This is a genomic window from Streptomyces sp. NPDC127114 (assembly GCF_042677525.1).
Lineage (GTDB): Bacteria > Actinomycetota > Actinomycetes > Streptomycetales > Streptomycetaceae > Streptomyces.
This window is the reverse complement of the sequence record NZ_JBHXTJ010000002.1, coordinates 122,325-149,277: the sequence shown is the minus strand read 5'-3', so window position 1 is coordinate 149,277 and position 26,953 is coordinate 122,325. Positions and strand designations below refer to the sequence as shown.

The following is a 26,953-nucleotide window of genomic DNA, read 5'->3' as shown; positions in this document are numbered from 1 at the left end:
GCTGATGCACGACCCCTCCCTGGTGATCGGTGGCTTGAAGGCACCGTAGAGCAGGACGCGGCAGGCGGGCAGGTGGTTCTCGTGAAGGTTTGCTCGTGTGTCGTTTGCGCGGGTGGGGCTGCCCGGCCCGGTCACGCAGCCGGTCACGAGCCGTCGTTCAGCAGGTCGCTCAGCGGGTCCGGGCGGGCGCCGGCGGCGCCTGGCCGTCCTCCAGCAGGACCTCGGGCGTGCCCGTGCCGTCGGCGGGAACGGTCCACACGTCCTCCGAGCCGGCGCGGGTGTCGGCGGGCAGGGCGTAGGCGAGGGTGTCGTCGTCGAGCCAGACGGCCTGGTCGTCCACGCTGCGGCGTTCCGCGAGCGGCGTGGACTTCAGGGTGCGCAGGTCGAGGACGTGCTCCCGCCACAGGGCGGTCCTGCCCATCACCCGCTTCTTGTACGCGACGCGGGTGCCGTCCGGAGAGAGCGACGGGCACTCGACGTTGCGGGTCAGCGTGGTGACCGTGCGCTTCGCGACGGAGCCGCGGACCAGGTAGGTCTCGTCGCCGGTCGCCAGGGTCGCGTAGAAGGTGTCGTCGTCGGCGGCGAAGGTGACGCCCCAGAAGTTGACGTCCTTGCTGCGGTACGGACGGCCGTCCAGGGTGATCCCGAACTCCTCGAGGTTCGCGGCGAGTTCCCAGCCGCGGGTGTCGAGGATCGCGGTGCGGGTGGAGAAGAAGGCCGTGCCGTACGACTCGCCCTTCACGAACACCGTCCAGGCGGCCAGCCTGCCGCTGGGGGAGACCCGGGCCCGGCTCGGGATCCCGGCCAGCGGGTACGTCCGCACGGTGCGCAGCCCGGAGTCGAGGATCCGGGCCTCGTAGGCGGGCCGGCCCAGGACCGTCGTCGACCGCAGACACACGCCGGTGCCCGCGGAGGAGTGGAAGCGCAGGCAGCCGACGTCCGACACGGTGCGCACGGCGCCTGCCGGGCCGCCGTCCCGTCCGTCGGCCGGGACGGAGACCAGCCGGTCGCGGTGCGGCCCGGCCGCCGTGTTGCGGAAGACCAGCCGGCCCGGCTCGTCCAGACCCACCTTCCCGGCCGCGAACGCCGGACCGCCCGGCCGGGGCTTGTTCTCCTGCGCCGCCCGGTCGGCGGCGGAGAGCACGGACCAGGCACCGACGCCCCCGAGGAGCAGCACCCCGACGGCGAGGATCAGCAGGCGGCGCAGCGGGGTGAGCGTCATCGCGGGACTCCTGTGGGCGAGGGGCGCAGGGCGACGCCGCAGGCCGCCGCGCAGCAGGCGAGGCCGGCCGCCGCCGCGGCCAGGGCGGGGCCGTCGCCCCACGCGGCCCACGCGGCGCCGAAGGCCAGGGAACAGCAGAAGCGGGCCAGCGCCTGACCGGTGCCGACCAGGGCGATGCCGCTGGCGCGCAGCCGCTCGGGCACCACCGCGGCCACCGCGGCCGGGAGCACGCCGTCGGTCGCGGCGTAGAAGGCGCCGTGCAGCACCAGGACCACGTACGGCAGGGCGGGCGTCGCGGGCGCCCACAGCAGCAGGCCGTACGCCAGCAGCAGCCCACCGTGCCCGGCGAGGAACACCGTGCGCCGGCCCACCCGGTCGGCGAGCCGCCCCAACGGCAGCGCGAGCAGCAGGAACACCGAGGCGGTGCCCAACGGGAGCAGCGGGAAGAGCTGTTCGTCGATCCCGGTGCGGCGCTGCACCAGCAGATAGAGGAAGGCGTCGCTGACGGTGGTCAGCCCGAGCAGCACCGCGCAGCCGAACAGCACCCGCAGCCGCCGGGTCCGCAGCAGCCCGAACGCCGCCCGCAGATCCGTCCTCGGCTCCGGAGCCGGCCGTTCCGTCCCCGCCCGCGACGCCGGCACGTCCGGCGTGCCGCCCGCCGGGGCCGGCGCACGCTTCCCGCCCGGTACGAAGAGCAGCAGCACCAGCACCCCGAGCGCGGCCACGCACCCGCTGACCGCGAACACCGCGTCGTAACCGCCCGCTGCCACCCCGAGGATGAGGAACGCGAGGACCGGACCGAGCAGCGCCCCCGTGGTGTCCATCGCCCGGTGCACGCCGAAGGCCCTGCCCTGCCGGTCCGGCGGTGTCGAGAGCGAGATCAGGGCGTCGCGGGGAGCGGTGCGCAGCCCCTTGCCCGTACGGTCGAGGGCGAGCGCGGCGCCCAGCGCGCCGAGGTGTCCGACGAGCAGCAGCGGCTTGCACAGCGCCGACAGGCCGTAACCGATCCCCGCCACCAGCTTGTGGTTGCGCACCCGGTCGGCGAGGTGGCCGCCGGTGAGCTGGACGAGGGCGCTCACCCCGTTCTGCAGGCCGTCGAGCACGCCGAAGCCCAGCGGGCTGAGACCCAGCCCCATCACCAGGTACAGCGGCAGGACGGCGGTGACCATCTCGCTCGAGACGTCGGTGACCAGGCTGACCGTGCCGAGCGCCAGGACGGTCGGGGAGACCGCGCGGACCGTGCCGCGGAGGCGGTCCGGCGCGTCGGTCGTCCCCTGCGGGGTGGAGCGGTCGGCCAGGTACACGGGAACTCCAGCCTCGTCGAGCGGGTGGACGCGCGCCCACTGTAACCGCCGGCACCCGGCGGAACGGCAGGATCGGGGCGGCTTCGCGACCGCTTGCCACCAATTCCGCGAAAGGCCTCATCGTCACCGTGTTGTGCGCCTATCTTCCCGTTGTACGCTGCGAGTTGAGCACAACGTTCGAGCTGTCGACCGCTGTGCCCAGGGGGTGTTCGTGGGGGATTCCACCGGCAGGAGGCCGAAGCGCCGTCGCTTCGACGCCGACTGCCTTCATCGGCATGCTCACCATGCCCGGGACCGTCGGTACCGGGTCCGATCGCGCGTCGACGCGCCCGGGGACCGGGAATCCACCGGGCAGTAGCGCCGTCGCGCGGGCACGGCCGCGCCCAGGGGTTCTGAGGAGTGCCCCTCGGCCCGCCGTGATGTCGTCCCCGCGCCGACCGGCGTCCCGTCGCCGGACACCCGCTTCACCAGCACGCATCACAACGACCCGCCGACGGCGGGCCGTTCAGTAGCCGATCCGGACCAGCCGCTCTGGTCCGGTACCGACCCGAGGGGGGTGGGTGTGTCAGTTCGTCCTGCCAACACACCCGACATTCCACGCAGTTCACGGATGACGGCGCTCGCCCGAGCGGACCGACCGCTCCACGACCTCGCCACCCGGCTGCTCGCCGTGGCCGAGCGGGGGCTGCCGCGCATGCTCACGCCGGACGGCACCGGCTTCGTCTTCACCCGCGCCGGGCGCCCCGCGGGCGACGGCTCCTGGGCCCTGGAACAGCGCGGCACCAGCATCCGCTACGCGGCGATCACCGCGCTCGGCGCCCGCTTCCTGCCCGCCGACCGGCAGCGCGCGGTCCTCGGCGGACACACCGCCGAGGAGTTCACCGGCCTCCTCGTCGAGCGGCTGCCCGGCGTGCGCAACCTCGGCGACGCCGCGCTCGTCGCCTGGGCCGCCGCCGAGACCGGTCACCCCAAGCTCTCGGACGCCCTCGACCGGGTCGCCGTCCTCGACGTGCCCGGCAGGCCCCAGTACACCGTCGAGGCCGCCTGGGTGCTGTCCGCGCTCGCCGCCGCCCGGCCCACCCTCGACGTGGAGCAGCGGCTCGCCGCCGCCCGCGACCGCCTCCTGCGCGCCCGCATCGGCGCAAGCCCGCTCTTCCCGCACGCCACCGGGCCGGGACTCACCCCCTGGTACCGCGCGCACATCGGCTGCTTCGCCGACCAGACCTACCCCCTGCAGGCCCTCGCCCGCGCCCACGCGAGCGGCGACGACCCGGAGGCGCTGGCCGCCGCCGACGCCTGCGCCACCCGCATCTGCGCCCTCCAGGGCGACGGCGGCCAGTGGTGGTGGCACTACGACGCCCGGCGCGGCACCGTCGTCGAGGGCTACCCGGTCTACAGCGTGCACCAGCACGCCATGGCCCCCACCGCACTGCTGGACCTCGCCGAGGCGGGCGGCACCGACTTCGCCGAGCCGATCCGCCGCGGCCTGCGCTGGATGACCGAGGTGCCCGAACTCGCCCGCGCGGGCGCCGTCGAGCCGATGATCCTCGACGAGCTCGGCGTGACCTGGCGCAAGGTCCACCGCGGCGACCCGAAGAAGGCGGTACGCGCCGCCCGCGGGCTGAGCACCCGGTTCGTGCCCGGGCTGCGGCTCGGGCCGCTCGACGCGGTGTTCCGCCCCACGGCGGTGGACCGCGAGTGCCGGCCGTACGAGTTCGGCTGGATGCTCTTCGCCTGGCTCGGCTCGATCGGCGACGCCGGCACCACCGGCGGCACGGCCGGCACGGGCGGAACCCGTGAGGCCGACGGCGCCCGTGAAGCCGCCGGCATCCGTTCGGCCGACGGTGCCCGTGAGGCCGGTGAGGTGAGATGACCGCGCGGCAGAACCTCTTCGGCGTCACGCTCGACGCCCTCACCATGGACCAGACCGTGGCCCGCTGCCTCGCCGCCGTCCGCGCCGGCGAGCGCCTGGAGATCGGCGTCGTCAACGCCGCCAAGCTGGTCAACATGCGCCGCGACCCCGCCCTCGCCCGGGCCGTCTCCGGCTGCGACCTCGTCCTCGCCGACGGCCAGGCCGTCGTGTGGGCCGGCAGGCTGCTGCGCCGCCCGCTGCCCGAACGCGTCGCCGGCATCGACCTGTTCATGCGGCTGCTCGCCGAGGCGGAACGCGAAGGGCTCTCCGTCTACTTCCTGGGCGCCCGGCAGGACGTCCTCGAGCAGATGCTCCGCCGGGTCGCCGTCCGCTTCCCCGGCCTGCGCGTCGCCGGCAGCCGCAACGGCTACTTCGACGACGGCGAACAGCCCGCCGTCGCCGACGCCATCGCCGAGAGCGGCGCCGACATGCTGTTCCTCGGCATGACCTCGCCCAAGAAGGAGATCTTCACCGCCGGTTACGGCGAACGCAGCAAGGTCGCGCTCGTCCACGGCGTCGGCGGCTCCTTCGACATCCTCGCCGGCATCACCCGCCGCGCCCCCGAGCGCTGGCAGCGGCTCGGCCTCGAATGGCTCTACCGCACCCTTCAGGAGCCGCGCCGCCTCGGCCGCCGCTACCTCACCACCAACGTCTCCTTCGCCCTCATGACGGGACGGGAGCTGCTCCGCCGTACACCTTCCATCAGCACCGCGAGCAGGGAGTCGTGATGCGCGTCGTCGTCGTCGGACAGGGATACGTCGGACTGCCCCTCGCCATCCGGGCTGCCGAGACCGGACACGAGGTCATCGGGTACGACGTGGACACCGAGCGGGTCAAGAGCCTCGCCGCGGGCGAGTCGTACGTCGAGGACGTCTCCTCGGAGCGCATCCGCGCCGCCCTGGAGGCCGGGAGCTACCGGGCGAGCGACTCCGTGCGCGACTGCGGCGGCTTCGACGTCGCCGTCGTCACCGTGCCCACCCCGCTGCACGAGGGCACGCCCGACCTGCGCTACATCGAGGAGTCGGCCCGCGCCCTGGCCCGCTATCTGCGCCCCGGCGCGACCGTGATCCTGGAGTCGACCACATACCCGGGCACCACCCAGGAGCTGTTCGGCCCGCTCCTGGAAGAGGGCTCCGGGCTCGTCGCCGGATCCGACTTCCACCTCGGCTACAGCCCCGAGCGGATCGACCCCGGCAACCCGGTGTGGGGCTTCGAGCAGACCCCGAAGGTCGTCTCCGGCGTGAACGCCGCCTCGCTCAAGGCCGTCCAGGACTTCTACGACGGCCTGGTGGACACCACCGTGCCCGTCGGCTCGCCGAAGGAGGCCGAGCTCGCCAAGCTCCTCGAGAACACCTTCCGGCACGTCAACATCGCCCTCGTCAACGAGATAGCGATGTTCGCCCGCCACCTCGACATCGACGTGTGGCAGGCCATCGACGCCGCCTCCAGCAAGCCCTTCGGCTTCATGCGCTTCACGCCGGGCCCCGGCGTCGGCGGGCACTGCCTGCCGATCGACCCCTCCTACCTCTCGTGGCGGGTCCAGCGCGAACTCGGCCAGAGCTTCCGCTTCGTCGAGCTCGCCAACGACATCAACAACCACATGCCCGACTACGTCACCCGGCGCCTGGTCAACGCCTTCAACACCCGCAAGCGCGCCGTCAACGGCTCCCGCATCCTGCTGCTCGGCCTCGCCTACAAGAAGAACACCGGCGACGCCCGCGAGTCGCCCGCGCTGCGCATCTCCCAGCTCCTCCTCGACATGGGCGCCGAGGTCCGCGCCGCCGACCCGCACGTGGTCGAGGGCCAGCGGGTCGACAACCGGCTGGTCCGGGTCGAACTCACCCAGAAGGAGCTGGCCGCCGCCGACGCGGTGGTGCTCATCACCGACCACGACGCCTTCGACTACGGGCTCGTCGAGGCCCACGCCGACTACGTACTCGACTGCCGGCGCCGGCTGAGCGGTCCCAGGATCGAGGTGCTCTGACCCCCATGCGGATCATCTGCGTCGCGGGCGCGCGACCCAACTACATGAAGATCAAGCCGGTGATGGACGCCCTGGAGGCACGGGGCGCCGAGACCGTCCTCGTCCACACCGGCCAGCACTACGACCCGGCCATGAACGACGTCTTCTTCCGGGACCTCGGTCTGCGCCCGCCCGACCACTTCCTCGGCGTCGGCTCCGGCAGCCACGCCACCCAGACCGGCCGGGTGATGGCCGCCTTCGAACCGCTCGTCGCCGAACTCGCCCCCGACCTCGTCGTGGTGGTCGGCGACGTCAACTCCACCCTCGCCTGCGCCCTCGTCACCGCCAAGGCGGGCCCGCTGCTCGCCCACGTCGAGGCGGGGCTGCGCAGCCGTGACTGGTCCATGCCCGAGGAGGTCAACCGGGTCGCCACCGACCGGATCAGCGACTACCTGCTCGCCCCGTCCGAGGACGCCGCGGAGAACCTGCGCGCCGAGGGCTACCACGACGACCAGGTCCACGTCGTCGGCAACGTCATGATCGACACCCTCTTCGCCAACCTGGAACGGGCGAAGGAGTCCCGCTCCCTGGCCGAACTCGGCCTGCGACCAGGGGAGTACGGGCTCGTCACCCTGCACCGGCCCGCCAACGTCGACGACCCCGAGATCCTCGCCGGACTCCTCAAGGGGCTCGGCGAGGTCGCCGCGCACTGCCCGCTCGTCCTGCCCGTGCACCCGAGGGCCGCCGAGCGGATCGACGCGGTCGGCGTCCCCGGCGGCATCCGGCTCGTCCCGCCCGCCGGCTACCTGGACTTCATCGCCCTGCAGGCGGGCGCCCGGATCGTGCTCACCGACTCGGGCGGCGTCCAGGAGGAGACCACCGCCCTCGGCGTACCGTGCGTGACGCTCCGGGACAACACCGAGCGCCCGATCACCGTCGAGCAGGGCACCAACGTCCTGGCCGGCCGCGATCCCGAGCGGATCGTCGCCACCGCCGTCGGGCTGCTCGCCACGCCACCGCCGCCCCGCCGCCCCGAGCTGTGGGACGGGCGCGCCGGCGAACGGATCGCCCGGGTCCTGCTGGAAGGGGGCACCGCGGGCGGCCGTCCCAGGCCGACCGACCACCGCTGAGCCGCACACGTGGTGATCGCGAAGGGCTCACACCTTGTCGCGATCCCACCTATTCTCATCTGCGGTACGGCAGTTGAGCAGCCGCCGATCGGGGCGCGCAAGGGGGAATGCCATGGACCTCGCAGAGATCTTCCGGGTCATGTGCCGGCGGTGGTACGTCCTGGTGCCCGGGCTGCTGCTCACCGCGGGTCTGACGGTGGGGGCCTGGCTGCTCGTGCCCGTCTCGTACGAGTCCCAGAGCACCGTCGCCATGCTGAACTCCCGCAAGGGCACGGAGGCGGACGGCAATCCCTTCCTCAGCATGGAGCCCTCGCTGACGGGCATGGCCGACAGCCTCGCCCGCAACGTCAACTCCGACGCGTCGAAGACGGAACTGAAATCGCGCGGCCTCGACCTGAAGTACGAGGCCAAGATCGCGGACAACGCGCAGGGACCGCTGCTGTGGCTCACCGTGACCGGTGAGGAGCCGGACGCGGTCCTGAAGGGGAACAAGACGCTGATGGCCTTCACCGCCGAACGGCTCGAGGAGCTCCAGGCCGACCAGTCGGTGGCCCGCGACGCCATGATCAGGATCACCACGATCGTCCCGCCGCAGGACCCCCAGGCCAAGCTCAAGTCGAAGGTCCAGTACCTCGTCATGGCCGCCGGCCTCGGCCTCGTGCTCAGCCTGGTGGCGACCTTCTTCGCAGAGGCCCGCCGCCGCGGCGCGAAGCAGGCCAGGCACCGCCAGCGGCCGGAGACCGAGCAGGCGAGCGCCGAAGGCGGCCGCCCTGAGAGCGCACCCGCCGAGGCCACCGGAGCCGCCGCGCCCGCCGAGGCCGCGGAGAACCGGCCCGAGCGGCCCGAGCGGCCGGGACCGGTCCGCCCGGCCGCGCGGCTCGACCTGGGCGGTGACCTCCGGGACGGCGTGCTCTCCGGCACCGACGCGCACACCGAACCCCACACCGACCCCGCCCCGCGACGCTCCGACGAGTCCGCCGACGCCGACGGCGACCGCCCGCAGCAGCCCGACCAGCCCACCGTCCAGCTTCCCGTCCTGCCCGTCGCCGAGCGCCGCCCCGCCAAGCGACCGCCGTCCTGGGTCAAGTGACGGGCGGTCAGCCGATGGGCAACGACACCGCCGAGGCCGATCAGACGGCCCTCGGCACCAAGGTCCGCTCCGCGACCCGCTGGAGCCTCGTCAACACCATGGTGATGCGGCTCGGCAACTTCGCCACCGGCATCGTCCTGGTGCGTTACGTGCTCGACCCGGCGGCCTGGGGTGTGTACGGAGTCGCACAGACGGTCCTCATGGTGCTGCTGTCCGCGAACGAGCTCGGCGTCACCCTCGCCGTCGTGCGCTGGGAGGGCGACGTCCGCCGGTTCGCGCCGACCGTGCTGACCCTCGGCGCCCTGTCCAGCAGCCTGCTCTATCTGTCGCTGTTCGCCGCCGCGCCCGCCGTCGCCGCGCTGCTCGGCGCCCCCGAGGCGACCGCCGTGCTGCGGGTGATGTGCCTCTGCCTCATCCTGGACGGCCTCTCCCAGGTGCCCGCGGGCGTGCTCACCCGGGAGTTCCGCCAGGGCCGCCGGATGGTCATCGACGCCCTCAACTTCGTCGTCAGCACCTCCGTGACGCTGGTGCTCGCCCTCCAGGGCTGGGGCGCCATGAGCTTCGCCTGCGGCGCCGTCGCCGGCAACGTGGTCGCCCTGGCCGGCTGCGCGCTCGCCGCCCCCGGCATGCTGCGGTTCGGCTGGGACGGCGAGCAGGCCAGGGCGCTGCTCCGGTTCGGCCTCCCGCTGGCCGGCGCGAGCATGCTGTCCCTCGCCGTGGTCAACGCCGACGCGATGATCGTCGGCGCGGTCCTCGGCCATGTCGCCCTCGGCTACTACATGCTGGCCTTCAACATGGCCGGGTGGCCCGTCCGGGTCATCTCCGAGACCGCCCGCCGCGTGTCCTTCGCGGGCTTCTCCCGGCTCGCCGACTCGCCGAAGGCCCTTTCCGACGGCTTCGCCCGCGCCCTCGGCGTCCTGATGACCGCGACGGTGCCCGCCTGCGTGCTGCTCGGCGCGCTCGCCGGGCCGCTGATCGAGCTCGTCTACGGCGCGAAGTGGCGGCCCGCCGCCGAGGCGCTGCCCTGGCTGATGGCCCTCGGCGTGGCGAGGATCGCCGCCGAGCTCACGTACGACTGCCTGGTCGCCGTCGGCAGGCGCCGCTCGCTGCTGCTCATCCAGGGGCTCTGGCTGGTCGCCCTCGTGCCGGTCCTGGTCGTCGCCGCACGCGCCGGAGGCATCGAGACCGTCGCCGCCGGCCATGTGGTCGTCGCCGGCGCGGTCGTCCTGCCCGCCTTCCTGGTGGCCCTGCGGCGCGGCGGCGTCGCCACCCGGGCGCTCGCCCGGGTCGGCGTCCGTCCGGTACTCGGCGGCCTGGTCATGGCCGTGGTCCTCGTGGTCCTGCGGCAGCGCCTCGGCGAGGGAATCCTCGCCCTGTGCGCCACGAGTGTCATCGGACTCGCGTGTTACGCCGTGTGCGCGCTGCCCGCCCGCACACTGGTGCGCGGGGCACTGGCCCGGCGCCGCCCGGGCCGGGGCGCCGACGCACCCGCGGCGCAGGCCGCGCCCTCCGCGGACGAGGCGGGCGCCGTCCCGTCCGTACCGGCACAGCAGCGGCCGGCCGCCCCGGCCCGTGAACGATGAGGTGAGTTCCCTGGCCCGACCCCGCCGCCGCAAGGCCCTCGGCGCGGCGCTGCTCGCCGCAGTCCTGCTGTTCGCCCTGTTCACCTTCACCGGGCTCGGCCAGCAGGCGCTCTGCCTGGGCGGTGCGGCGCTGTGCGACTCCCGGGCCATCACCGAGCCCGGCGCCGAGGCCTCCAGACGGCCCGGACCCGGCACCGCCGACGGCAAGCCGCCCGCGCCCAGGGGCTGCGCCCGGCCCCGTGACTGCGGCTATCCCGACGAGACCACCACCGGTCCGCGGACCGCCACCCTGACGCCGCAGAGCACCGGCAACGCGGCCATCCGCACCGACGGCACCGTCATCCGCGGCTGGGACATCACCGGCTCCCTCGACATCTACGCCAACAACGTCACCGTCATCGACAGCAGGATCACCTCTACCAACTGGTGGGGCATCAACCTGCGCCCGGGCTTCTCCGGTCTGCGCGTCCTGCACACCACCATCACCGCCGTCCCCGGCAAGGGCCCGAACAACGGCGGCTCGGACTACGCCGTCTCCAACATGAGCACCAGCTCGATCGAGATCGCCCATTGCGACATCTCCGTGTTCGGCGACGCCCTCTCCATGGGGCAGGGGAACATCCACGACAACTACGTCCACGACATCCAGCCGTTCAAGAACCTGGACGGCGAGTGGCAGCACACCAACGCCGTGATCAGCAACGGCGGCGGCAAGGGCAAGCTGACCATCCGTCACAACACGCTGCTCAACCCGACACCCGTCGAGAAGGGCGCCTCCGCCGCGATCGGGCTCTTCGCCGACAGCGCGCCCGTCACCCACACCGTCGTCGACGACAACTGGCTGGCCGGCGGCGCGTACACCCTCTACGCGGGCGGCAAGGACTCCGCGGGCATCGAGGTCACCGACAACGTCATCTCGCCGCAGTACTACCCGGCAGGCGGCAAGTACGGTGCCGTCGCCTACTGGAACCCGGCCGGGAAGGGCAACGTGTGGCGGGGCAACCGGATGGCGGACGGCACCCCGGTCGAACCCGCGCCGCAGCCCTGAGGACACGAGGCCGGCGACCAGGAAAGGGAGAGGCGGACGGCCCGGAAAGCGCCAGGCCGGCAGAACGGAAAGTGCGAGGCCGCGTTCCGGGCATCCGCCTGATAAATCCCCTCATCGCGCACTACGGTTGACCGCGTTCCCACCCCGCCTTTCCGAACCCCAGGTGGTTGATGCGATGTCCGGCATCCGTGCCCTCCGCAACCGTTTCGTCGACGCGCCCGACTCGCTCGGCGAACGATTCCGCGCGGCCCGCTGGGAGCGCTTCCGCTCCTGCTTCCCGGCCATCACGGAGATGCGGGTGGTGGACCTCGGCGGCACCGCGGACAACTGGCTGCGCTCCCCGCTCCGGCCCCGGCACGTGCACCTGGTGAACCTGGAGGCGCACCCCGCCGAGCTGCCGGACTGGATCAGCGCGGAGATCGCCGACGTCACCGACCCCAACATCCCCGACTCCCTCGGTCAGTTCGACCTGGTGGTCTCCAACTCCACCATCGAACACGTCGGCGGACCGAGCCAGCGGCGCCGCTTCGTCACGGCCATCGAGAAGCTGGCCCCGCTGCACTGGGTACAGACCCCGTACCGCTACTTCCCGGTCGAACCGCACTTCCTGGCCCCGGGCTTCCAGTTCCTGCCGCTCGCCGCCCAGGCGAAGCTCGTCCGCCACTGGCCGCTGACCCACAGCCGCCCCGGGAACCCGGAGGAGGCCATGGACGCCGTCATCAACATCGAGCTGCTCACCCGCGCCGAGATGCGCTACCTCTTCCCGCGGTCGGTGATCCTCAGCGAGCGGGTCGCCGGGCTGACCAAGTCGCTCACCGCCGTCCGCACCCGGGCCTGATGCGGCGCGTCCTCAGAGCCCCCTGGGAGCTCCTGAAGCGGCTCTTCGGCTGGCTCGTCCTCTACGAGCTGCGCAACAAGGTGCTGCTCGCGCCGACCGCCCGCCGGCTGCGGCGGGTCGAGGACGCCGAGACGGCCCGGCTCGCACGGCGGCTCGGGCGGCCGCCCAGCGCCCGCGTCGCGACCGTCATCGCCACCCACCGGCGGCCCGAGGCGCTGCTGCGGGCCGTCGGCTCGGCCCTGGACCAGACCGTGCGCGACCAGGTCGTCATCGTCGTCGACGACGGCGCCGGGCTGCCCGAACTCCCGAACGACCCACGGCTGTTCGCGGTGTCGCTCGCGCGCAACACCGGCGTCGCGGGCGTGGTGCGCAACGTCGGCATCCGGCTCACCGAATCCGCCTACGTCGCCTTCCTCGACGACGACAACCTCTGGGAACCCGAGCACCTCCAGGAGGCCCTGGCCGCCATGGAGGCCCCCGGAGGGCCCGACGCCGTCTACACGGCGCTGCGCCGGGTACGGCCCGACGGCACCGACATGGACGTCCTGTCGGTGCCCTTCGACCGGCGCAGGGCCGCGCACGAGGCCTTCCTCGACACCAACGCCTTCGTCGCCCGCCGATTCCCGGCCCTGCGCTTCAGCCGGCTGCGGCGCACCCCCGAGGTGCTGCCCCGCGAGGACTGGGAGCTGATCCGCCGCTACGCCCGCGCTCACCGGGTGGTCCACCTGCCCCGGCCCACCGTCCGCTACCTGGTGAACCCCGGCAGCTTCTACACCTCCTGGCGGGACTGAGCGGCCCCCAGGAGGGCCGTGACGGCCGCCCGCGCGGGCGGCCGGCCGAGCGCCGCACGGGACAGCTCCCGCAGCAGGACCGCGCCACGGAACGCCGTCGCGGCCGCCAGGCCGTGGCGGCGCCGGTAGAGCCGCACCCGGTTGACCACGAGCAGCGACCACAGGCGCGGCGAGACCCGCGACTCGCCGCCCAGATGGGTGGCGCGGGCCGCCGGTTCGAGCCGGGTCCGCAGCCCGAGGTCCCGGGCGCGCAGGCAGTACTCGGTCTCCTCCGAGTAGAGGAAGAACGACTCGTCCCACGGCCCGCTGGCCGTCACGCACTCCCGGGACAGCGCCATCAGCGCCCCCGTGGCCCAGTCCGCGCAGGTCCGCGCGCGGTAGGCGGCCGGGGCGGTCACCAGCTCGCTCAGGGACGGGAACCGGCCGGCCCTGCGGTTGCCGATCACCGCCTCGCCCAGCGCCCGGGACAGACTGGACTCACGGCGCAGCGAGTGGATCAGCGTGCCGTCCTCCTCGTGCAGCAGCGGCACCGAGATCCCGACCCGGGAGCCGTCCGGCAGCGGTGCGCCCAGGGCGTCGACCAGCGTCGCGGCGCAGCCCTCGGCCATCCGGATGTCCGGGTTGCAGACGAGCACGGCGCCATGGCCGTCCTCCCAGGCCGCGGCGGCCCGCAGGGCCGCGTTCACGCCGAAGGCGTAGCCGCCGTTGCGGCCGGTCTCCACCACGGTGGCCTCGGGGGCCAGCTCGCGGACCAGGGCGACGGTGTCGTCGGAGGACTCGTTGTCGGCGACGACCAGCTGCCAGTCCAGCCCTTTCATCCCGGCCGGGAGCGAGTCGAGGAAGCCGGGCAGCACGGCCGCGCTGTTCCAGGTGACGACGACGACGGCGACGGGACGGCCGGCGTCGGCGTCAGTGCCTTGACGGTGCATCAGATCTCCAGGAGACGGGAGGAGCCGGGTGTACGAGCGGACGGCACGGCCGGCCCGGGCGACGCGGGTGCCGGCGCAGGCCCCGGGAGCCCCGGGGGCGACGAGGACGGTTCGGCGGTCACCGGCTTGCCGGTCGCCTCGCGCCGTACGAAGCCGACACAGCTCCCGCCCGCGCCCAGGAGCAGGGAGAACACGCCCGCGAACATGGGGAAGCTGAGGGTGTCGAAGGTCGCGCCGATCACCAGGGCGACCATCGCCGAGGCGAAGAACGCCTGCCCCAGCTCCCGGTCCGACTCGCTCCGGGCGAGCCGCCGCAGCGAACCGCCGTTGTGCACCCCGGAGAGCCCCAGGAGCAGCAGACAGCCGACGCCCACGGCACCCAGCTCGGCGAGGGTGAGCAGGTACTGGTTGTCGGTGAAGAAGTAGCGCTCCGGCGTGAACGTGCCGAAGCCCCGCCCGAAGACCGGATCCTGCACGAAGTACTCGTAGATCTTCGGGTACTTGACGGTCCGGGCCTGCGTGCTGCTGTCGGCGTTGTTGAGGCTGCCGGAGAACAGCCCGGTGATCGTTCCGATCAGACCCGGCACCAGGACCTTGAACACCGCCACCGCCGCGAACAGGATGCCGATCGCCGTCCAGCGCCGCTGCGGCTTCCAGCGCGGCACCATGACGAGCACCACGACCGCGATCCCGATGATCGACGTGCGTGACACCGTCAGCGGCAGCCCGCCGCCGAGCAGCACCACCGGCGCCCAGCGCCGGAACCTGCTCAGACCGGCCCGCGCCGGGTCGAAGGCGTACCAGATCGCGAACGGCAGCAGGATCGCCAGCATGCCGCTGAACTCCAGCGGATGCGCGGTCAGCGAGCGCGGCCGGGTGAACGAGCCCCGGTCCAGGACCGCCACGCTCGCGACACTGGAGTTGAGGCCCGGGATGCGCAGCGAGTCGGCGATGTTGGTCCCGGTGAAGAAGTCGTACAGCCCCAGGGCGGCCACCACCGAGCCCATCACCACCAGCCGGCGCAGCAGCACGTCGAGCCGCTTCCGGTCCTGGATCCCGGCCGTGGTCAGCACGACCAGCGCCACCCACACCAGGAGCACGATCAGTCCCCGGTCGGCCGCCAGGATCTCCTTCTGCGTACTGATCCGGTCCTGGTTCGCGATGTACGACAGGAGGACCGTGAGGGAGAGGACCAGCATCACCAGGCGCATCGGGCGGGTGCCCGGCGCCGGGGAGATCCGCCCCGCGCACCAGGTCGCCAGGTACCAGAACAGGCCGAGCAGCGCGAACACGTTCGCCGGAGTCCCCGCGCCGCCCAGCGCCGGCAGCGCCAGGTTCGACGGCAGGAACAGGGCGAGCGCCAGATAGCCGGTGAGCACGGCGGTGGCGTCCAGCGGGCGGGTCAGCAGGACGCGCAGCCGCCCCGCGCCGGGCCGGGGTACCGGGGGAGTGTCCAGGAGCCCCGGCAGGCACCGGGCGCGGCGCCGCGCCGACGCCCAGGTCTCCAGGAGGAACGACAGCAGGAAGCCGCCGGTCACGCCGAGGACGACGACCGCCGCGACCTTCTGGTAACGGGACTTGGGCTGCGAGACCGGCTGCTGCGGCGGCACGATCCGCGCCGACTCCACGTAGTAGCCGTCCGGCACCCGGGCCTGCTTCTGGAGCGCCTCCAGCTGCTCGGCCGCGTACTCCGTGAGCTTCCTGGTCTCCTCCAGCACCCGCCGCCGGTCGTCGCCCTTGACGGTCAGGGTGAGCAGCGGACCCTCCGCCTGGGCGGCGAAGTCGACCGCGTACTCGTCGGTGACACCGTGGCTGCGCAGCACCTCGACCGTCTCCGCCGACTGCAGCGCCCGGATCAGCACGTCCGCCGTCCCGATCAGCAAACCGCTCGCGTAGGCCAGGGTGTTGCCGTAGCTCGGGGCGGGGCGGGCGACCCGGCTGGAGTTGAGCAGCGCGAGCTGGCTCTGCGACTCGTACGTCACGGGCACGGTCGTGTACAGGTAGCCGCCCGCGAGCACGCTCAGCAGGGTCATCGGCACCATCACGTACCAACGCCTGGCCAGCACGCGGAAGATCTCGGCGATGCTCACGAACCCTCCCCCGGTTCCCCTCGGTGGTGCCAGTATCGGTTCTGATGGAACCGCTGACGCACAACACAGCCCCCGCGTCCCGCACGGCCGACGCAGCCGGGGCGGCCGACGCAGCCAGGGCGGACGAAGACGCGCTGACGCCCGAAGGGCTCGCCCGCGTGCTGCTCCGCCGCTGGTACGTCCTGCTGCTCACCGCGCTCGTCACCGGTGCCGCCTGCTACCCGGCGCTGCGGCCCGCGCCGCGCTACCAGAGCTCGGCGGTGCTCGTGGTGAAGCCGCCGCGCACCGACAACCAGCCGAACCAGCTGACCAACCTCCAGCCCTCGCTGGCCATGGTCTCCTACGCGGTGGTCCAGCGGCTCCAGTCGCCCGACGGCCGCGCCGAGCTCAAGGCGGCGGGAGTGCACGGCAGTTACCGGCTGACCCCCCGCAACAGCGGCACCAGCGCCACGCCGTACTACTCGATCCCCACGCTGCAGATCGAGGCGGAGCAGACCGCGCCCGAGGAGGCCGACCGCGTCGTGCAGTCGATCATCGACGTCTACGGCCGGCACCTGAAGGCCCTGCAGACCGAGCAGAAGGTGCCGGCCGCGACCCTGCTCACCGTCGACCTGGTCAACCGCCCCGGCACCGTCGCACTGCCGCCCAACCGCACCCGCGCCGTCGCCGGGACGGGCGCGCTCGGCACCCTGGCCGGGGTGATGTGCGCGCTGTGGACCGAGCGGTACGCGAAGGCCCGGCGCCGCCGCCGGGCGGCGGCCCCGTAGGGCGCACCGCCACGGACCGCGGGGGTCAGCGCGCGTCACCGTGCTCCGTGAGCCGGCCGTCCCGCTCCTCGTACAGGGCGCCCGTCTCCGGGCACTCCCACACCCCCGGGCGCTCCGGGTGCGCGGTGAGCCGCACGCCCGCCTTGCCGACCCAGCCCGCCTGCCGGGCCGGGACGCCCATCACCAGGGCGAAGTCGGGCACGTCGGAGGTCACCACCGAACCGGCCGCGACGAGCGCCCAGCTGCCGATGGTGACCGGCGCGACGCACACCGAGCGGGCGCCGACGGCCGCGCCGTCGCCGATCCGCACCGCGACCGGCTCCCAGTCGCCACTCCGCTTCAGCTTCCCCTCGGGATCGACGGCCCGCGGGTTGTGGTCGTTGGTGAGCACCACCGACGGGCCGACGAAGACCCCGTCGCCGAGGACGGCGGGCTCGTACACCAGGGCGTAGTTCTGCAGCTTGCAGTTGTCGCCGATGGTCACGCCGGGACCGACGTACGCTCCCCGGCCCACCACGCAGTTCTCGCCGAGGCGGGCGTCCTCACGGATCTGGGCGAGCTCCCACACGCTGCTGCCGGCGCCGACGACGGCCTTCTCGTCGACCTGGGCGGTGGGCTGGACCCGGTAGTTCACTGACGTGCCTTTCTTCGCAGGGAGAGGTGGGGATACGCGAACCGTGCTCAGATCCCGCGGCGCTTCCACGACTGCCACCACCACCACTCGCGGGCCCGCTCGGCCACCGCCGACAGGATCAGCGGCTGCAGGTACGGCATGGCCCGGGCGCCGATCCGGCGGCGCAGCCGCAGCGCCCGGTACTCGGGCAGCGTCTCCGCGTCCGGCCGGCACTCGCGGGCGAAGGCCACCAGCTCGTCCACCGGGACGACGTCCGTCCGGCCCCGGTCGTAGGCCCGGTAGGCCCGCCGGAGCGCCTGGCGGGCGAGCCGGGTGTCGACCAGGCGGGCGAGGTGTCCGGCCTGCGGGAGCCGGTCGGCGCACTTGTCGAGGACCGCGGCGAAGGCCGCCCGGCGCTGCCGGATGTCGTCGAGCTGGCCGCCGAAGTCCGTGGTGGACATGTTGTCGCCGTGCACCCGGTAGAAGGCCTGGTCCGCACCGGCGACGTAACCGACGTCCGCGTGCGAGGCCAGGCGCATCCACATCTCGATGTCCCCGGCGTGCGGCAGCTCCGGGTCGTAGCCGCCGACCTTCCGCTGGAGGCTGGTGCGCACCACCACCTCGGGAGACGTGATGCACCCGGTGCCCTCGCGGAAGCGCCGCTCCAGCCACCAGTGGCCCGGATAGACCACGGAGCCGGTGGACCGGGTGCGGGCCGCGGGCAGCGGCCCGCCGTGCCGGAAGCGCAGCGGCCTGCCGTAGCAGAAGCCCGCCTCCGGGTGGGCGTCGAGCAGGGCCACGGCCCGCACGAGCGCCCCGGGGACCAGCCGGTCGTCGGCGGACAGGAGCACGACGTAGTCGCCGTCCGCCCACTCCAGCAGGCCCTCGTTGTACGTGGCGATGTGGCCCTTGTTCCGTTCGTGGACCCGCACCTCGATCCTCGGGTCGGAGGCGGCCAGTTTCCTGGCCACCTCCGCCGAGTCGTCGGGCGACGCGTCGTCGATGATCAGCACCCGCACGTCGAGGCCGGGCTGTTCGTCGAGCACGCTGCGTACGCAGTCGGCCAGGAAGTGGCCGTACTTGTAGCAGGGGATCACGACGCTGACAGAGCTCATGTGGTGCGTTCCCCGGTTTCGTTCGGTCGGTCGGTCAGGGTCAGCCGGTCGTGAGGACCGGGGCGACCCAGTAGTTGGTGGCGTTGTAGGAGTTGTTCGGGAAGACGGTCGAAGCGCCGTACCGGTAGAGCCCGTTGCGGCCCTCCGCCGCGTCGGCCGGTGCGGTCAACGGGTAGTTGAGATGCGAGCCCGCGAAGTAGGCCGAGTCCGCGGCGTAGTTGCCGTTCGGAGCGTGGTACGAGACCACGTAGGTCGTCCCGGCCGTGATGTCCACCGGGCTCGCGAAGGTCATCCGCTGCCAGCCGGTCGCCGTCTCGTTGGTGAAGGTCCCGGTCGCGAGCAGGGTGCCGTTGTCGCTCCACAGGCTTCCGGTGTGGGTGCCGGTGTTGGTCGCGCCCTTGTAGAACGTGACCCCGGTGACCTTTCCGTCGAGCGCGGACCGGAAACGGGTGCCCAGCTCCAGGGAGTTGCCGTCGCCGGTCTCCGCCGCCTTCGCGGGCACGGTCTGCGCGCTCCACAGGGTGCACGGGCAGTTCGCCGGCGGCGGGGTCGAGCCGGTGGTGAAGGTCCAGGTCACCGGTTCGGCCATCGCGTTGCCCCACAGGTCGGCCGCCTGCACGGACACCGTGTACGTGGTGCCGAGCGCGAGCTGGCTGCTGAGCGTGAAGGCGACCGTCCTGCCGTCGCCGTCGAGCGCGGTCCGGCCCGGGACGGCGGTGCCGCCGGGGCCCTTCACGGTGAGGGCCAGGGTGCTCGCGTCGATGCTCTGGTTGAAGGTCACCGAGACCGGAGCCGTGATGGACACGCCGGTGGCGCCGGGCGCCGGCGTGCGGGCGGTGATCGTGGGCGGGGTCGTGCTGGCCGAGCCCGTCTCCAGGATGGCGTCGACCCAGTAGTTGCTGCCCGAGGAGGCCTGGGACGGGAAGCCGCTCGTGGAGCCGTACCGGTAGACGCCGTTGCCGCCGTCGGTGCCGGACTGCAGCGCCGTGAGCGGGGCGAGTCCCGCACCCTTGTCGGTGAAGTAGTGGGCGTCGTAGGCGTATCCGCCGTTGGGCGCGAAGTACGAGGCCACGTACGTGGTGTTGGCCTTCACCGGCACCGGACTCGCGAACTTCAGTTCCTGCCAGCCCGACGCGGTCTCGTTGGTGAAGGTGCCGGTGGCCAGCAGCTGGCCGGAGGACGACCACAGGCTGCCCTTGTGGGTGCCGGTGTTCGCGGTCGACTTGTAGAACCGGACGCCGGTGACGGTGCCGGGGACCGAGCTGCGCACCTTCACGCCCAGCTCCACGGAGCTGCCGTCCCCGCCGTTGGGCTTGGCCGGGGCGGCCGAGGCGGGCCACACGGTGCACGGGCACTGCTGGTCGGCCACGGTGAGCGGCACGGTGGTGACGGCGCCGATGTTGACGCTGTCGTCGACGGCGCGGACCTTGAGCTGGACCGGGCCCGGCGTCATCGGGGTCCACTTGTAGCTCCAGGAGCCCGTGCCCTCGGCCGCCTTCCACGTGGTGCCGCCGTCGGTGGAGACCTCCACGCGGGCCACGACGCCGCCGCCGGAGTCGGCCGCGGTGCCGGTGACGGTGATCTGCCGGAGCGCCGGCACGGAGCCGTTCGCGGCGGGGCTGGTGACGGTGACCGCCGGGCCCGCGGTGTCGGTGGAGGCGGTCGCCGGGACCAGGCCGGCCTGCAGCGACTTCGGCTGGAGGCCCATGTCGGCCAGGATGTTCACGGTGGCCTGCTGCATGCGCTTGTCCTCGGTCACCACGCCGCCGCCCGGGTCGGCCGTCGGGACGTTGGTGAGACCCCAGGACCACTGGACGGTGCCGCTGCCGAAGACCAGCGCCTTCGAGGTCGGGTCGCGGAAGGCGACGAGGCTGTGCGTCGCGGTGCCGTTGCCGTAGTTGTTGCCCCAGTCGAGCAGGTAGTTGCCGTCGTTGATGTCGACCGTGGTGGAGGACATCCGGATCTGGCCCGTCGGACGGCTGGCGTTCTCGACGTCGCTGTTCCACTCGTAGCCGAGCGTCCCGGTCGGGAAGGTGGCGACCTGGTTGCCCGTGAGACCGGCGACGGAGGTGTTGCGCCACAGCCGCATCCTCGCGAAGGCGGCGGGCACGGTGATGGCGTCGTTGCGCGGGCCGTTCACCTGGAACAGCGAGCCGGTGAGGATGTTCTGCGGCCGGTAGGGCTCGCCCTCCAGGGTGCTGTCCGGGTCCATCCAGGTACCGGTCCACACGTTGCTCGGGTCCGGGACGCCGTTGGGCGTCGGGAACTTGAGCTTGGTCTCCTTGTAGCAGACCAGCGTCCGGTTCGCCGTGCCGCTGCCGTCGATGCTCGGCTCCAGCCGCGTCTTCCAGAAGATCTCGTTGCCGGCGAAGTACGTCTGGTGCTGGCCCGCCTTCCGCGCGTTCAGCACGTTGGTGAACTGCTCCTGCGTCCAGTACTCGTCGTGTCCGTGGGACATGAACATCTTGTGGTTCGCGAGCAGCGAGGCGCCCCGGGTGGCGGTGTCCAGGCCGGAGACGTAGCTCAGGTCGTAGCCGTTGCGCTCCAGCCAGGAGACCATCTCGTACTCGGAGCCGTAGATGCCGTTCTCGCCGCCGATGTCCATCGGACGGTTGTAACTCACCTTGTACGCACGCCCGTCGGGCGCCGGACCCTGGCCGTCGTACAGATTGGTGCCGCCCCAGTCGTTGTACGCCTGCCACGTCTGGTCCGAGGTCTGCACCAGGATCTCGGAGTGGCTGGAGTCGTTGCGGACCACGAACGGGTACGGCATGAGGCCGTTGCCGTCGGCCTGGTCGAAGTTGGCGACGTAGAGGCCCGACACGGCGTCGCTCGGCACCGTCCAGCTCGCGGTGGTCGCCCAGTTGCCGCAGTCCATCAGACCGGTCGGCTGGTCCTTGAGACAGCTGGGACGCTGCGAGCCGTAGGTGGCCGGGTACGTCTGTGCGGCCTGCGCCGGTGTGGACATCAGCCGGGCGCCGTCGCCGCCGTACCAGCCGAGCCGGTAGATCTTCACGTGGTACGACGACGGGGACTGGACCTTGAACGGCAGGGTCTCACCGGGCTGGAGACTGATCTTGGTGGGGAATCCCGCGATGTCGCCCCAGGAACTCCCGGCGAACCAGTCGGACATGGGCGTGCCCGGCTTGGAGTTCTCGCAGACGATCGGGTTGCTGCCCGTGCCGCAGGGGTCGGCGACGGCGCTCGCCTGCCCGCTCGCCGGCAGGAATATCGCTGTCAGCGCCGCGGCCAGGGCGAACACGGCGCCCCTGGCCCGGCGGTAGTGGTTCTGCATCGCTGTACCTTTCACGGGCAGTGCAGGTCCCGGCCTGCGGCCGGGGTGGGGGAGCGGCCCCTGGGACCGGTCCTGGGGAAGGTGACCGGCCCGTCAGTGGCGGACGTGCCCTGTCAGTCCAGGGCGTTCACCAGCGCGTCCACGACCCGCCGCTGCTGGTCGTGGGTGATCTGCGGGAACAGCGGCAGTGAGAGGATCTCGTCAGCCGCCCGTTCCGCGTGCGGGAAGTCCCCGCGCTCGTGGCCGAGATGGCGGTACGCGGGCGTCAGGTGCACCGGCGTCGGGTAGTGCACGCCCGCCCCGATGCCGTTCGCGTTCAGCTTGCCCACCACGGCGTCACGGTCGGCACCCGGCACCCGCACCACGTACAGGTGCCACACGTGCAGGTTGCCGTCGGCCGTCACCGGGCGGACGACCCGCCCGGCGTCGGCGAGCGGGGCGAGCAGCTCGTCGTAGCGGGCGGCGGCCGTCCGCCGCGCCTCGTTGCCGGCGGCGAGCCGGCGCAGCTTGGCCCGCAGCACCACGGCCTGCAGGCCGTCGAGCCGGCTGTTGAAACCGGGCACGTCGTGCCGGTACTTCGCCACCCCGCCGTGGTTGGCGATCGCCCGCACCAGGGCTGCCGCCTCCTCGTCGTCGGTGACGACCGCACCCGCGTCGCCGTACGCGCCCAGGTTCTTGCCCGGGTAGAAACTCGTGGCGGCGATGCCGCCGCTGCCCGGCGTGCGGCCGTCCCGGCCGGCGCCCTGGCTCTGCGCCGCGTCCTCCACGATCCGCACCGTCCCGGGCAGGGCGTCCGCGAGCGCGGCGACGTCCGAGCACTGCCCGTACAGGTGCACCGGCACCACGGCCCGGGTGGCGCCGGTGACCGCGGCGAGCGCGGCCCGCGGGTCGAGCAGCAGGGTGCCGGGATCGCAGTCGGCGAGCACCGGGCGGGCGCCGGTCCTGGCCACGGCGCCCGCGGTCGCGATGAACGTGTTCGCGGGCAGTATGACCTCGTCGCCCGCCCCGACACCGCTCGCCCGCAGCGCCAGCTCCAGGGCGTCCGTGCCGTTGGCGACGCCCACGCAGTGCGCCACACCGCCGAAGGCGGCGTACTCCCGCTCGAACGCGGCGACCTCCTCGCCGCCGATGAACGCGGTGCCGGAGAGGACCCGGTCGAAACCGGCCCGTATCTCCTCGTCGACCTCCGCGTGGGCCGCCTTCAGGTCGACCAGGGGGATGTGGTTCATCAGCCGAGTTCTCCTTGTGCGTCGGCCCACTGAGCGGCCTCGCCGCCGTCCGCCGGGAGCTGGTCCACCGCCGGGTCCGTCGCGCGCAGGCGGCGGGCCGGGTTGCCGACCCACACCTCGCCCGGCGGCACGTTGCCGAGGACGTTGGAGCCCATGCCGATCAGCGACCCGTCGCCGATCTCCGTGTTCTCGCGGACCAGCGCACCCGCCCCCAGGTAGACACCCCGGCCGATCCGGGCGCCCCCGCCGACCCGTACCCCGGAGGCGAGGGTGGCGAAGTCGCCGATGACGTCGTCATGGGTCAGGACGGTCTGCGGCATGACCGCGACATGGCGGCCCAGCCGCACGGACGCCGTGAGGACGGTGTGGGCGAGCAGCACCGTTCCCCGGCCGAACGTCGAGGTCGCGGACACGATCGCCGTGGGGTGCACCACGGAGGTGTAGCGCTCCTCCGGCAGCGCGAGCCGGTCCACCAGACGGGACCGGGCGGCGGGGTCGCGCGGGTTGCCCACGCACACCACGAAGGACACGTCACGCAGCTCGCGTACGAGCGTGGTGCCGCCGAGCACGGGCACGCCGTCGACCTTGGTGCCCCACAGGGCCGGGTCGTCGTCGAGATGACCCGCCAGGTGCAGGCCGGCGGTGAGGGCGGCCTGCGCGGTCTCCCGCGCGAAGCCGCCGGCGCCGATGATGACGAGCTTCTTCCTCATGGACGTGCCGTCGCTTCCCGCAGCACCGCGACCACGCGGTCCTGCTGCTCCTCGGTCATGGTGTGGAACAGCGGCAGGATCAGCGAGTCGCGGCTGATCCGCTCGGTGACCGGCAGCGGCGCCGCCGGATGCCCCGCGTAGGCGGGTTCGAGGTGGCTCGCCATGATGCCCCGGCGGGCCGACACCCCGGCCTCGGCGAGGAGGGCGAGGAGCGCGTCGCGGCCCACCGGGAAGTCCTCGGCGAGCAGCACCCAGTACGACTGGAAGTTGCCCCGGCCGTACGCCGGGTCCCGCACCGGTTCCAGGCCGGACACCCCGGCGAGCAACTTCGTGTAGCGGGCGGCGAGTTCGCGCCGCCGGGCGACCAGCGCGTCCAGCTTGTCCAGCTGGGCGAGACCGACGGCGGCCTGGATGTCGGTCATCCGGTAGTTGAACCCGGTCTCCAGATAGCTCTCCAGGACCGGCGTGCCGCTCGCGTGCCGCTCGGCCGCCGACACGTTCATCCCGTGCTCGCGCAGCCGCCGCAGCCGCGCCGCCCGGTCCGCGTCGTCCGTCGTGATCATGCCGCCCTCGCCGGTGGTGAGCAGCTTGCGCGGATGGAAGGACCAGGCGGCGAGCAGCGCGCCGCGCCCGACGGACCCGCCGTCCACGGTCGAGCCGATCGCGCAGGCGGCGTCCTCCACCAGCGGCAGCCCCCAGCCCTCGCACGCCGCCCGCAGCGCGGTGACGTCGGCCGGCACACCGGCCTGGTGGACCACGAGCACGGCCTTGGTGCGCCCGGTGCGCACCGCGTCCACGGTGGCCTCGGTGAGGTTGCCGGTGGCGAGGTCCACGTCCGCGAAGACGGGCTCGGCGCCCACGTACCGTACGGCGTTGGCGGTGGCGATGAAGGACAGCGACGGCACCACGACCTCGTCGCCGGGACCCAGCCCGAGCGCGACGAGCGCCAGGTGCAGGGCCGTCGTGCAGGAGCTCACGGCCACCCCGTGCCGGGCGCCGACCCGCTCCGCGAAGGCCTGCTCGAAGGCGGCGACGCGAGGCCCCTGGGCGACCCAGCCCGAGCGGACGGCGTCGGCGGCGGCCGTCGCCTCCTCCTCGCCGAGCCACGGCACCATCACCGGGATCCGCACCGGCGCCGCGGAGGCTTCCTCGGCGGCCCTTCCGGCGGCCTCTTCGGCGGCCTCTTCGGCGGGCTTGCCCGCCGCCTGTCCGGCCGCCTTCTCCGCGTCGGTCGCGGTCGCGCCCTTCTCGGCGCGCCACCAGTCGACCAGGTCCCTCAGACCGGTCCGCAGGTCGATCTCGGCCTTGAAGCCGAGCCGCTCCTCCGCCAGTGTCGTGTCGGCGAGCCGCCGGGTCACGCCGTTGACCGCGCGCGCCGGGCCGTGCACCGGCTCCAGGTCGGAGCCCATCACGTCGAGCAGCGCGTCGGCGAGCTCGCGCAGCGAGGTCTCCGTCGCCGAAGCGATGTTGAACACCTCGTCGGTCAGGTCGGCGCGGGCCGCGAGGATGTTGGCCCTGGCGATGTCCCGGACGTCCACGAAGTCCATCGTCTGCGTGCCGTCGCCGAGGATCAGCGGCGGCTCGCCCGCCGCGATCCGCTCCATCCAGCGGATCAGCACCTCCGTGTACAGGCCGTGGATGTCCATCCGAGGGCCGTACACGTTGAAGTAGCGCAGCGCCACGTAGTCCAGGCCGTACATGGCGTGGAAGCTGCGCAGCATGCCCTCGTTGAACGCCTTCGCCGCGCCGTAGAACGTGTCGTTGTTGTACGGGTGGTGGCGCTCGTCCGTCGGGAAGGACTCGGCGAGTCCGTAGACGGAGGCCGAGGACGAGGCGATCACCTTGCCGACCCCGGCCGCCGCCGCGGCCTCCAGGACGTTGAACGTGCCGTCGACCATCACCTCGTTGGCCAGCCGCGGCTCCTCCGCGCACTGCGTGATCCGGATCGCGGCCAGGTGGTAGACCAGATCGGCGCCCTCGGTCACCCTGCGGACCGTCGCCGCGTCACGGATGTCGCCCTCGACCAGCCGGACGCGGCCGCTCGCCATGGCCCGCGCGAGATTGGCCCGGCGGCCGCGCACGAAGTTGTCGAGCACGACGACCTCGCGCGCACCTCCCTCGACGAGGAGGTCCGTCACATGGGAGCCGATGGTGCCGGCCCCGCCGGTGACCAGGATCCGCTTGTCCCGAATGTCGCTCAACGCCGTTCCCCCGTTGCTTCGTTCGCGTTCTTCAGGGACCGGTCGGCACCGGTCCGCAGGCCGACGACCGCACCACGGAACTCCAGGCTCCGCGAGGCCGCCTCCAGAATGTCCAGCACCCGCAGCCCCGCCCGCCCGTCGGTCAGCGGAGCCCGCCCCTCGGTGATCGCCGCCGCGAACTCGTCGACCATGCTCCGCAGCGCCTCCTTCTCGCCGAGCGCGGGCGCGACCATGTCGCCGCTGCGGTACGAGATCAGGGCCTCGCGGCGCTCGTCCGCACCCAGGTCCTGCGGCGTCGCCAGGTCCACCCCGCGGTCGAAGAGCGCGACGCGCTGCGCCGGGTTCAGGTCGTCCCAGATCAGGGTGCGCTTGGCGCCGCCGACCATGGTGGTGCGTACCTTGGTCGGCGAGAGCCAGTTGACGTGCACGTGCGCGATGGCCCCCGTGTTGAGCTGGAGGGTCAGGTACGTGATGCAGTCCCGGCCCGCGCCGATCGGGTCCGCGCCGTGCGCGGCCACCGCCACCGGCTCCACGTGCTCCGGCAGGATGAAGTCCAGGATCGACAGGTCGTGCGGGGCGAGGTCCCACAGCACGTCGATGTCCTTCTGCACCAGGCCGAGGTTGATGCGCACCGAGTCCACGTAGTGGATGTCGCCGAGCGCTCCCTGGTGCACCAGCTCGCGGATCTTCCCGACGGCCGGCGTGTAGCAGTACGTGTGGTCGCACATCAGGGTCAGGCCGCGCTCCTCCGCCTCGGCCACCAGCCGTGCCCCGTCGGCGTAGGTGGTGGCCAGCGGCTTCTCGACCAGGACGTGCTTCCCGGCCCGCAGCGCGGCGAGCGCCACGTCCAGGTGCGTGCCGGCCGGGGTGGCGACCGCGACGGCGGCGACCTCGGGGTCGGCGAGCACCGCCGCGTAGTCGTCGGTGGCCTGCACGGTGGAGTAACCGCCGAGGACCCGACGGGCGCGGGCGACGTCGAGGTCGCACAGCCAGCGCAGCCGGAACCGGTCGCTGGCCTGGAAGTTGCGCACCAGGTTGGGCCCCCAGTAGCCGGCGCCTATGACGGCGACTCCCAGGGCCTGTCCCGGCCGCTCGTCGTGCCGGTCGGCGTCGTTCAACGTGT

At 72.9% G+C, this 26,953-nt stretch carries 21 protein-coding genes; 10 read left to right on the top strand and 11 right to left on the bottom strand.

Going from position 1 to position 26,953, the window contains the following annotated elements:
• Window positions 1-169: 169 nt before the first annotated feature.
• Together ACFVGS_RS02825 and ACFVGS_RS02820 are read right to left on the bottom strand one after the other, a co-directional pair.
• A complete protein-coding gene (locus ACFVGS_RS02825) occupies window positions 170-1,222 on the bottom strand; it encodes a TolB family protein (RefSeq protein ID WP_385689741.1) in 1,053 nt (350 codons plus the stop codon).
• Window positions 1,219-2,526, bottom strand: coding sequence for an MFS transporter (locus ACFVGS_RS02820; RefSeq protein ID WP_385689738.1), 1,308 nt, complete (start codon window positions 2,524-2,526; stop codon window positions 1,219-1,221). Before ACFVGS_RS02820 ends, ACFVGS_RS02825 begins: the two co-directional genes overlap by 4 nt.
• 610 nt (window positions 2,527-3,136) lie before the next feature.
• Here ACFVGS_RS02820 and ACFVGS_RS02815 point away from each other — a divergent pair.
• The 9 genes from ACFVGS_RS02815 to ACFVGS_RS02775 all read left to right on the top strand — a co-directional run bounded on the left by ACFVGS_RS02815 (window position 3,137) and on the right by ACFVGS_RS02775 (window position 12,881).
• Complete coding sequence (locus ACFVGS_RS02815) at window positions 3,137-4,399, top strand: hypothetical protein (protein ID WP_385689735.1); 1,263 nt, start codon at window positions 3,137-3,139, stop codon at window positions 4,397-4,399.
• Window positions 4,396-5,166, top strand: a complete 771-nt coding sequence (locus tag ACFVGS_RS02810) for a WecB/TagA/CpsF family glycosyltransferase (RefSeq protein WP_385689731.1) — start codon at window positions 4,396-4,398, stop codon at window positions 5,164-5,166. The genes ACFVGS_RS02815 and ACFVGS_RS02810 overlap by 4 nt, the downstream gene beginning before the upstream one ends.
• On the top strand, window positions 5,166-6,422 hold the full coding sequence (locus ACFVGS_RS02805) for a nucleotide sugar dehydrogenase (RefSeq protein ID WP_384409847.1): 1,257 nt from the start codon (window positions 5,166-5,168) through the stop codon (window positions 6,420-6,422). Before ACFVGS_RS02810 ends, ACFVGS_RS02805 begins: the two co-directional genes overlap by 1 nt.
• Before the next feature lie 5 nt (window positions 6,423-6,427).
• Entirely contained in the window at window positions 6,428-7,531 is a 1,104-nt protein-coding gene (gene wecB / locus ACFVGS_RS02800; protein WP_385689728.1) for a non-hydrolyzing UDP-N-acetylglucosamine 2-epimerase, read from the top strand.
• 112 nt (window positions 7,532-7,643) lie between these two features.
• On the top strand, window positions 7,644-8,621 hold the full coding sequence (locus ACFVGS_RS02795) for a chain length determinant protein (protein ID WP_385689726.1): 978 nt from the start codon (window positions 7,644-7,646) through the stop codon (window positions 8,619-8,621).
• A gap of 14 nt (window positions 8,622-8,635) precedes the next feature.
• Window positions 8,636-10,204 (top strand): oligosaccharide flippase family protein, encoded by a 1,569-nt coding sequence (locus tag ACFVGS_RS02790; RefSeq protein WP_385689723.1) that lies wholly within the window; start codon window positions 8,636-8,638, stop codon window positions 10,202-10,204.
• Between the two features lies 1 nt (window position 10,205).
• Window positions 10,206-11,252 carry a hypothetical protein gene (locus ACFVGS_RS02785; RefSeq protein ID WP_385689720.1) on the top strand — a complete coding sequence of 349 codons (1,047 nt, stop codon included), beginning with the start codon at window positions 10,206-10,208 and terminating at the stop codon, window positions 11,250-11,252.
• Window positions 11,253-11,427: 175 nt separating this feature from the next.
• Window positions 11,428-12,090 (top strand): class I SAM-dependent methyltransferase, encoded by a 663-nt coding sequence (locus ACFVGS_RS02780; RefSeq protein ID WP_385689717.1) that lies wholly within the window; start codon window positions 11,428-11,430, stop codon window positions 12,088-12,090.
• The gene (locus ACFVGS_RS02775; protein ID WP_385689715.1) at window positions 12,090-12,881 is read left to right on the top strand and encodes a glycosyltransferase family 2 protein; all 792 of its coding nucleotides are present in this window, start codon (window positions 12,090-12,092) and stop codon (window positions 12,879-12,881) included. Before ACFVGS_RS02780 ends, ACFVGS_RS02775 begins: the two co-directional genes overlap by 1 nt.
• Here ACFVGS_RS02775 and ACFVGS_RS02770 read toward each other — a convergent pair.
• Window positions 12,860-13,810: a glycosyltransferase family 2 protein gene (locus ACFVGS_RS02770; RefSeq protein ID WP_385689712.1), complete on the bottom strand. Its 951-nt coding sequence runs from the start codon at window positions 13,808-13,810 to the stop codon at window positions 12,860-12,862. The genes ACFVGS_RS02775 and ACFVGS_RS02770 overlap by 22 nt on opposite strands.
• Window positions 13,810-15,900 (bottom strand): O-antigen ligase family protein, encoded by a 2,091-nt coding sequence (locus ACFVGS_RS02765; RefSeq protein ID WP_385689709.1) that lies wholly within the window; start codon window positions 15,898-15,900, stop codon window positions 13,810-13,812. Before ACFVGS_RS02765 ends, ACFVGS_RS02770 begins: the two co-directional genes overlap by 1 nt.
• 44 nt (window positions 15,901-15,944) lie before the next feature.
• On the opposite strand from ACFVGS_RS02765, the gene ACFVGS_RS02760 reads away from it, so the two are divergent.
• Window positions 15,945-16,667, top strand: a complete 723-nt coding sequence (locus tag ACFVGS_RS02760) for a Wzz/FepE/Etk N-terminal domain-containing protein (protein ID WP_384409830.1) — start codon at window positions 15,945-15,947, stop codon at window positions 16,665-16,667.
• Window positions 16,668-16,692: 25 nt separating this feature from the next.
• On the opposite strand, the gene ACFVGS_RS02755 is transcribed toward ACFVGS_RS02760, so the two are convergent.
• From ACFVGS_RS02755 to ACFVGS_RS02725, 7 genes are all read right to left on the bottom strand, one after another.
• Window positions 16,693-17,301: an acyltransferase gene (locus ACFVGS_RS02755; RefSeq protein WP_384409828.1), complete on the bottom strand. Its 609-nt coding sequence runs from the start codon at window positions 17,299-17,301 to the stop codon at window positions 16,693-16,695.
• A gap of 47 nt (window positions 17,302-17,348) precedes the next feature.
• Window positions 17,349-18,395: a glycosyltransferase family 2 protein gene (locus ACFVGS_RS02750; RefSeq protein WP_384409826.1), complete on the bottom strand. Its 1,047-nt coding sequence runs from the start codon at window positions 18,393-18,395 to the stop codon at window positions 17,349-17,351.
• 40 nt (window positions 18,396-18,435) lie between these two features.
• Window positions 18,436-21,690, bottom strand: coding sequence for a DUF4082 domain-containing protein (locus ACFVGS_RS02745; protein ID WP_385689706.1), 3,255 nt, complete (start codon window positions 21,688-21,690; stop codon window positions 18,436-18,438).
• Window positions 21,691-21,803: 113 nt separating this feature from the next.
• The gene (locus tag ACFVGS_RS02740; protein WP_385689703.1) at window positions 21,804-22,919 is read right to left on the bottom strand and encodes a DegT/DnrJ/EryC1/StrS family aminotransferase; all 1,116 of its coding nucleotides are present in this window, start codon (window positions 22,917-22,919) and stop codon (window positions 21,804-21,806) included.
• Window positions 22,919-23,629: an acetyltransferase gene (locus ACFVGS_RS02735; protein WP_384409820.1), complete on the bottom strand. Its 711-nt coding sequence runs from the start codon at window positions 23,627-23,629 to the stop codon at window positions 22,919-22,921. Before ACFVGS_RS02735 ends, ACFVGS_RS02740 begins: the two co-directional genes overlap by 1 nt.
• The gene (locus tag ACFVGS_RS02730; protein ID WP_385689700.1) at window positions 23,626-25,830 is read right to left on the bottom strand and encodes an aminotransferase class I/II-fold pyridoxal phosphate-dependent enzyme; all 2,205 of its coding nucleotides are present in this window, start codon (window positions 25,828-25,830) and stop codon (window positions 23,626-23,628) included. Before ACFVGS_RS02730 ends, ACFVGS_RS02735 begins: the two co-directional genes overlap by 4 nt.
• The gene (locus tag ACFVGS_RS02725) at window positions 25,827-26,948 is read right to left on the bottom strand and encodes a Gfo/Idh/MocA family protein (protein ID WP_384409816.1); all 1,122 of its coding nucleotides are present in this window, start codon (window positions 26,946-26,948) and stop codon (window positions 25,827-25,829) included. Before ACFVGS_RS02725 ends, ACFVGS_RS02730 begins: the two co-directional genes overlap by 4 nt.
• Window positions 26,949-26,953: the final 5 nt, after the last annotated feature.

Coding starts and splice junctions, on each gene's coding strand:
- wecB (WP_385689728.1), top strand. CDS start 6,428: ATGCGGATCATCTGCGTCGCGGGCGCGCGACCCAACTACATGAAGATC.
- ACFVGS_RS02760 (WP_384409830.1), top strand. CDS start 15,945: ATGGAACCGCTGACGCACAACACAGCCCCCGCGTCCCGCACGGCCGAC.
- ACFVGS_RS02770 (WP_385689712.1), bottom strand. CDS start 13,810: ATGCACCGTCAAGGCACTGACGCCGACGCCGGCCGTCCCGTCGCCGTC.
- ACFVGS_RS02805 (WP_384409847.1), top strand. CDS start 5,166: ATGCGCGTCGTCGTCGTCGGACAGGGATACGTCGGACTGCCCCTCGCC.
- ACFVGS_RS02735 (WP_384409820.1), bottom strand. CDS start 23,629: ATGAGGAAGAAGCTCGTCATCATCGGCGCCGGCGGCTTCGCGCGGGAG.
- ACFVGS_RS02740 (WP_385689703.1), bottom strand. CDS start 22,919: ATGAACCACATCCCCCTGGTCGACCTGAAGGCGGCCCACGCGGAGGTC.
- ACFVGS_RS02780 (WP_385689717.1), top strand. CDS start 11,428: ATGTCCGGCATCCGTGCCCTCCGCAACCGTTTCGTCGACGCGCCCGAC.
- ACFVGS_RS02810 (WP_385689731.1), top strand. CDS start 4,396: ATGACCGCGCGGCAGAACCTCTTCGGCGTCACGCTCGACGCCCTCACC.
- ACFVGS_RS02815 (WP_385689735.1), top strand. CDS start 3,137: ATGACGGCGCTCGCCCGAGCGGACCGACCGCTCCACGACCTCGCCACC.
- ACFVGS_RS02790 (WP_385689723.1), top strand. CDS start 8,636: ATGGGCAACGACACCGCCGAGGCCGATCAGACGGCCCTCGGCACCAAG.
- ACFVGS_RS02750 (WP_384409826.1), bottom strand. CDS start 18,395: ATGAGCTCTGTCAGCGTCGTGATCCCCTGCTACAAGTACGGCCACTTC.
- ACFVGS_RS02745 (WP_385689706.1), bottom strand. CDS start 21,690: ATGCAGAACCACTACCGCCGGGCCAGGGGCGCCGTGTTCGCCCTGGCC.
- ACFVGS_RS02825 (WP_385689741.1), bottom strand. CDS start 1,222: ATGACGCTCACCCCGCTGCGCCGCCTGCTGATCCTCGCCGTCGGGGTG.
- ACFVGS_RS02795 (WP_385689726.1), top strand. CDS start 7,644: ATGGACCTCGCAGAGATCTTCCGGGTCATGTGCCGGCGGTGGTACGTC.
- ACFVGS_RS02775 (WP_385689715.1), top strand. CDS start 12,090: ATGCGGCGCGTCCTCAGAGCCCCCTGGGAGCTCCTGAAGCGGCTCTTC.